Origin of the sequence: Rhodococcus sp. CX, from assembly GCF_015865005.1 — a bacterium.
GTDB lineage: Bacteria > Actinomycetota > Actinomycetes > Mycobacteriales > Mycobacteriaceae > Rhodococcus.
Map to the genome: position 1 here is coordinate 1 of NZ_JADZGH010000252.1, position 4,455 is coordinate 4,455.

The following is a 4,455-nucleotide window of genomic DNA, read 5'->3' on the forward strand; positions in this document are numbered from 1 at the left end:
GTGCGGCTCCGCACCGACCAGGACGATCTCACCGTCGAATCCGGCCCGCCGCAGCTCCTCGGCGGTCCGAACCCCGGCCAGACCGGCGCCGACGACGACGACCCTCCCCGTCCCGCCCTCGGTCACATGATCAGTCGACACGTATTCATCCTTCGATAGTGGTGACGCCGGTCACCCTCGATACCGTTCAACTTTTCTACCAAACGGTGATCACGGGCGACAGTCCTACGCTTCGGCAGCCGGTCCGGGAAACACCGCCCCACGCGCGTCCCATCCGGTCCCGGGAGTCACTAGAGTCGAGGACAACGTGCAGACAACGGAGTCGACCACGGACACACCGGCAGCGCTTCCGAGGAGTCCTTCATGACCAGCGACAGCGGCGCAGGAATCAGCCGCGTACAGTTCGGCGCCGGCGTCTCGCCCGGCCCCGTCGACACACAGGGCCGCACGATCATCGCCGACGCCGTCGTCGCCAAGATCGCCGGCATCGCCACCCGCGAGATCAGCGGCGTGTTCGACGTCGGCGCCGGCACCACCCGCGTCGTGGGGGCGCTGCGCGACCGGATCCCCGGCGCGCGCATCAACCACGGTCAGGGTGTCGCCGTGGAGGTCGGTGAGAAGCAGGCCGCGATCGACATCGGCATCATCGCCGAATACGGCGTGGCACTGCACGAACTCGCGGTCGCCATCCGCCACAACGTGATCGGCGCGGTCGAACGGATGACCGGTCTCGAAGTCACCGAGGTCAACATCACCGTGTTCGACGTCGTGCTGCCCGACGAAGCCGCCGGTCTCGTCGACGACGCCAAGCCGCGAGTGCAGTGACGATCGCCGGGACGCCGCCCACGGCGGAACTTGCCGAACGCGTCGCCGAGGCCGCGCTCGCGGTCCCCGGTGTCGCGGGACTGCACGGTGGCGTCTTCGGCGAGATCGCGACCTATCTGCCCGGCCGGCGCATCGAGGGCATCCGGATCGGCGCGGACCTGTGCGCGGTGCACATCGTGGCCCGCTACCCGGCGGATCTGCCCGCGGTCGCCGAGGCGGTGCACGCGCGGATCGCCCCGATGGTCGCGGTGCCGGTGCAGGTGACGATCGAGGATCTGCAGACCGACGAGCACACAGAGCCCTACGAGCGCACAGAGGCGGCACCGTGAACCACACGCCCATCAACAACACCGTCATCGGTCTCCTCGCCGGACTGCTGCTGGCCATCGCGGGCATCATCGGCGGATTCAGCGGCCTGCTGTTCGCGGTACTGCTCGGCGCCCTCGGCATGGCGATCGGCGCACACCGCGACGGCCTGCTCGACCTCGGTGCCCTGCTCAGGAGCCGGGGTCGTGGCTGAGCAGCACACGCAGACCGCGGCCGAGCCGCACGCACAGACACCGGCCGAGCCCGCACCGGAGGACACCCGCAGCCACCGCGGTTCGCTCCTCATCAAGGACCGCGCGGTCGCGCGGATCGCCACCGCCGCAGCGCTGCAGGTTCCCGGTGTGGTCCGGCGCAGCAGCGGTCTGAGCCTCCTCACCGGCCGTGAACTGCCGCGCGCCGACGTGACCACGGGCGGCAACGCCGTCGCCGTCAACCTGTACGTCGCCGCCGAATGGCCGTACGACGCGGCGATGCTCACCCGCCGCGTGCACGATTCGGTGGAACGGCAACTGCGCGAACTCACCGGCCTGTCCGTGCACGAACTGAACGTGGTCGTCGCCGCCACGGCCGTCCCCGAGGACGCGGACAGCGACGCGGCGATTCCCGTCGAGTACCTCGAATCGGACATCGTCGCCGGCCGCACGGAACCGCGCACCCCCGTTCCCGTCGTCGCGCCGCTGCCGCCGCTCGCCTACCCGGCCGCTGCTCCCGCGGCGGCGCTCATCGCCGTCGCGGCGCTGATCCTGGCGTTCACCGCCGCGCGGGAACTGCTCATCGTGCGGGGCACCTACGGCGGCGCACCGTGGCTGCGGAACTCCTTCGAGTGGTTCGGGCGGCTGCACTGGGAGCCGTGGATCCCCGTGGCCGCCGCGGCGTGCGTCGCCGTCGGGGTCGTGCTACTCGCGGTCGCCTGCAAACCGCGGCGCCGCACCCACCTACCGTTGCAGGTCGCCGGGCCGGTCGCGACGGTGTGGATGCGGCGCACCGACCTGGCCCGCATGTGCAGTGCCCACGCGTCGTCCCTGAGCGGGGTGGCGACCGCCCGCACCGTCGTCGACCGGCGCCGCGCCGTCGTCCGGATCACCGTGGAGGACGAAACCCCGGTCGCCGATCTCACCGCCGCGGTCCGGGCCGCGGTGGAACCGAACCTGGCCCTGCTCGCGGAGCCGATCCCCCTCGTCGTGAAGGTGAACCGGTGAAACTGCGCACCGTCCTGGTCAATCGGTTCGTGACGTTCGCCGTCGGACTCGCGCTGCTCGGCCTGGGGGCGTTCGCCCTGGCGTGGGTGGGCCGGGTGCCGTTCACCCGCGACTCCCTCGCGCGGCTCGACCGGCCCCGCGTCATCGACGTGCCCGACCAGCCGTGGTGGACGGCGGCGCTGTGGGGCGCGGTCGCGGTGGGCCTGACCGTCGGAATCGTGCTGCTCGTGGTGAACCTGTCGCGGCGCCGCACCTCCACCGTGCAGCTCTACGACCAGGTCACGGACGCGACGCTCGGCGTCGAACTCGGCCCCGTCGCCGACGGGGTCGCCGCCGAACTCGCGGCGCTGCCGGGGGTGCGGTCGGTGCGGAGCCGGGCGGTCGTCGAGCGGCATCTGCCGACCCTGTCGGTGACGGTGCACGCCGACCCGAACATCGACGTCGCCGAGTTCACCGCGAGCGCCGAGGACACCGCGCAGCGCGCGGCCCGGGCGCTCGGCGGGGCACGGGTCGCCACCCAGGTGCTGCTGCACCTGGACCCGGCCACCGAGATCCGTTAGGACACCGTCACAACATCACCCCGGCGAACGGCGCCTCAGAACATCACCCCGGCGAACGGCGCCTCAGTGGTCGCGAACAACCGCTCGAGCTGCGGCAGCGCCGAGTCGTCGTGCACACGGACCAGTCCGGCACGGTCGAGCCGGTGCCATCGGGTTCCGCCGAGCAGCGCCGCGGCAAGCGTCGCGACCTCCACCTCCACCTGCGGTGCGGCGTCCGTGCGGCAGCTTCCGGTCGCGGCGATCCGATAGGTGCCGGTGTTCTCCGGCAGCAGCTCGTCGACGACCCCGATCCGCACCGCGGCGTCCCCGTCGAAGACCCGGTGATCCAGCGCGGCGGGTACGTCGAGGATCCGCAGCCACGTCTCGTCGTCGGCGCTGCGCAACCGCACCGCGCGCCGGTCGGTCAGGAGCCACGGCAGCGGATCGTCCTCCGGCACGGCGCTGAACACGAGGATGTCGACCAGATCGAGCGCGAGCAGGAACCGGAGCAGTCCCAGATAGGCGGTGCGGGTCGGGGCGTAGAAGTCGTCGACGACGACGGTGCGGTCGCGGCCGCCGAACCAGCGGTCGGTGCCGATCGGCCGGTACCGGACGAACCCGTCCTCCGAACCCGGATCACCGTGGACAGCAACATAATTCGGCCCGCTACCGGCCTGTGCCATCAACTCGCGACCGCGCCACCACAGCGGGATGCGGTCGATGGTGCCGGGCCGTGTCGACGGGTGCGTGTCGACGATCCGCGGCAGCACGTCCCACACCGCACCCGGCTCGAGCAGCCGCACCGGTCCTCCCCCGGCCACCGACGGAAGCAGTCGCGCTCGCCGCACGTCCAGCTCGAGGGTGTGCGACGTGCTCGCCACCCCGTACCCGAAGCGGCCGTAGATGGTCGCCTCGGAGGCGCGCAGGGTCGCGACCACCTCGCCGCGGTCGCGGGCGTCGTGCAACTGGTGACGCATCAGCGCGGTGAGCACCCCGCGGCGGGTGTGGGTGGGCAGGACCCCGACGTGGGTGACCGCGGCATGCGGCACCCTCCGGCCACCGGGCAGGATCAGGCCGCTGGTCGCCGAATCCGCGGTCCCGACCATGACGCCGTCGACGAATGCGCCGAGTGTGCGCCCTGGTTCGAGCAGTTCCCGGATCTGCCCCGGCTCGTACGGGGGCACGGCGGGCAGGCCGACCATGGCGGTGCGGAACAGGTTCGACGATGCGATGAGATCGGGTTCGGTGTCGAGGACGCGAATCTCGGGCATGGCGGCAGCCTACGGATCGCTCATCCCCAGACGGCCATCACCGTGCACGCGGCGGCGACCGCCACCACCGTCACGAGATCCCCGATTCCCAGACGCGGCCGGGTCCGCACCACGGTCCGCCGCCCCCGGACCGCCAGTGCGTCGCCGAGGTCGCGGACCTGACGCAGCGACACCGACACGACGGCTCCGACGGCGTCGACGACCTGGTGCCACAGCCCGCGCGGGGTCGGCACACCGGGACGGCCGCGCAGCGCACGGGCCGCGAAGACCATGCGCAACTCCTCCCGGATGGAC

General features: G+C 71.9%; 6 protein-coding genes and 2 pseudogenes. 5 read left to right on the forward strand and 3 right to left on the reverse strand.

What is annotated here, in order from left to right; genetic code table 11:
- Positions 1-141 (reverse strand): annotated as a pseudogene (locus tag I0Q12_RS34990) (FAD-dependent oxidoreductase); the annotation flags it as partial.
- A gap of 222 nt (positions 142-363) precedes the next feature.
- Here I0Q12_RS34990 and I0Q12_RS27335 point away from each other — a divergent pair.
- The 5 genes from I0Q12_RS27335 to I0Q12_RS27355 are packed head-to-tail and all read left to right on the forward strand — an operon-like array spanning position 364 to position 2,911.
- Positions 364-825, forward strand: coding sequence for an Asp23/Gls24 family envelope stress response protein (locus tag I0Q12_RS27335; RefSeq protein ID WP_197256541.1), 462 nt, complete (start codon positions 364-366; stop codon positions 823-825).
- A gap of 2 nt (positions 826-827) precedes the next feature.
- Positions 828-1,154 carry an Asp23/Gls24 family envelope stress response protein gene (locus I0Q12_RS27340; RefSeq protein ID WP_197256553.1) on the forward strand — a complete coding sequence of 109 codons (327 nt, stop codon included), beginning with the start codon at positions 828-830 and terminating at the stop codon, positions 1,152-1,154.
- 11 nt (positions 1,155-1,165) lie between these two features.
- Complete coding sequence (locus tag I0Q12_RS27345) at positions 1,166-1,345, forward strand: DUF2273 domain-containing protein (protein WP_197256555.1); 180 nt, start codon at positions 1,166-1,168, stop codon at positions 1,343-1,345.
- A complete protein-coding gene (locus I0Q12_RS27350; protein ID WP_197256544.1) occupies positions 1,338-2,351 on the forward strand; it encodes an Asp23/Gls24 family envelope stress response protein in 1,014 nt (337 codons plus the stop codon). Before I0Q12_RS27345 ends, I0Q12_RS27350 begins: the two co-directional genes overlap by 8 nt.
- Positions 2,348-2,911: a hypothetical protein gene (locus I0Q12_RS27355; protein WP_197256545.1), complete on the forward strand. Its 564-nt coding sequence runs from the start codon at positions 2,348-2,350 to the stop codon at positions 2,909-2,911. Before I0Q12_RS27350 ends, I0Q12_RS27355 begins: the two co-directional genes overlap by 4 nt.
- Before the next feature lie 35 nt (positions 2,912-2,946).
- On the opposite strand, the gene I0Q12_RS27360 is transcribed toward I0Q12_RS27355, so the two are convergent.
- Together I0Q12_RS27360 and I0Q12_RS27365 are read right to left on the reverse strand one after the other, a co-directional pair.
- Entirely contained in the window at positions 2,947-4,161 is a 1,215-nt protein-coding gene (locus tag I0Q12_RS27360; protein WP_197256547.1) for a GNAT family N-acetyltransferase, read from the reverse strand.
- Between the two features lie 20 nt (positions 4,162-4,181).
- Positions 4,182-4,455, reverse strand: a pseudogene (locus I0Q12_RS27365) (energy-coupling factor transporter transmembrane protein EcfT); the annotation flags it as partial.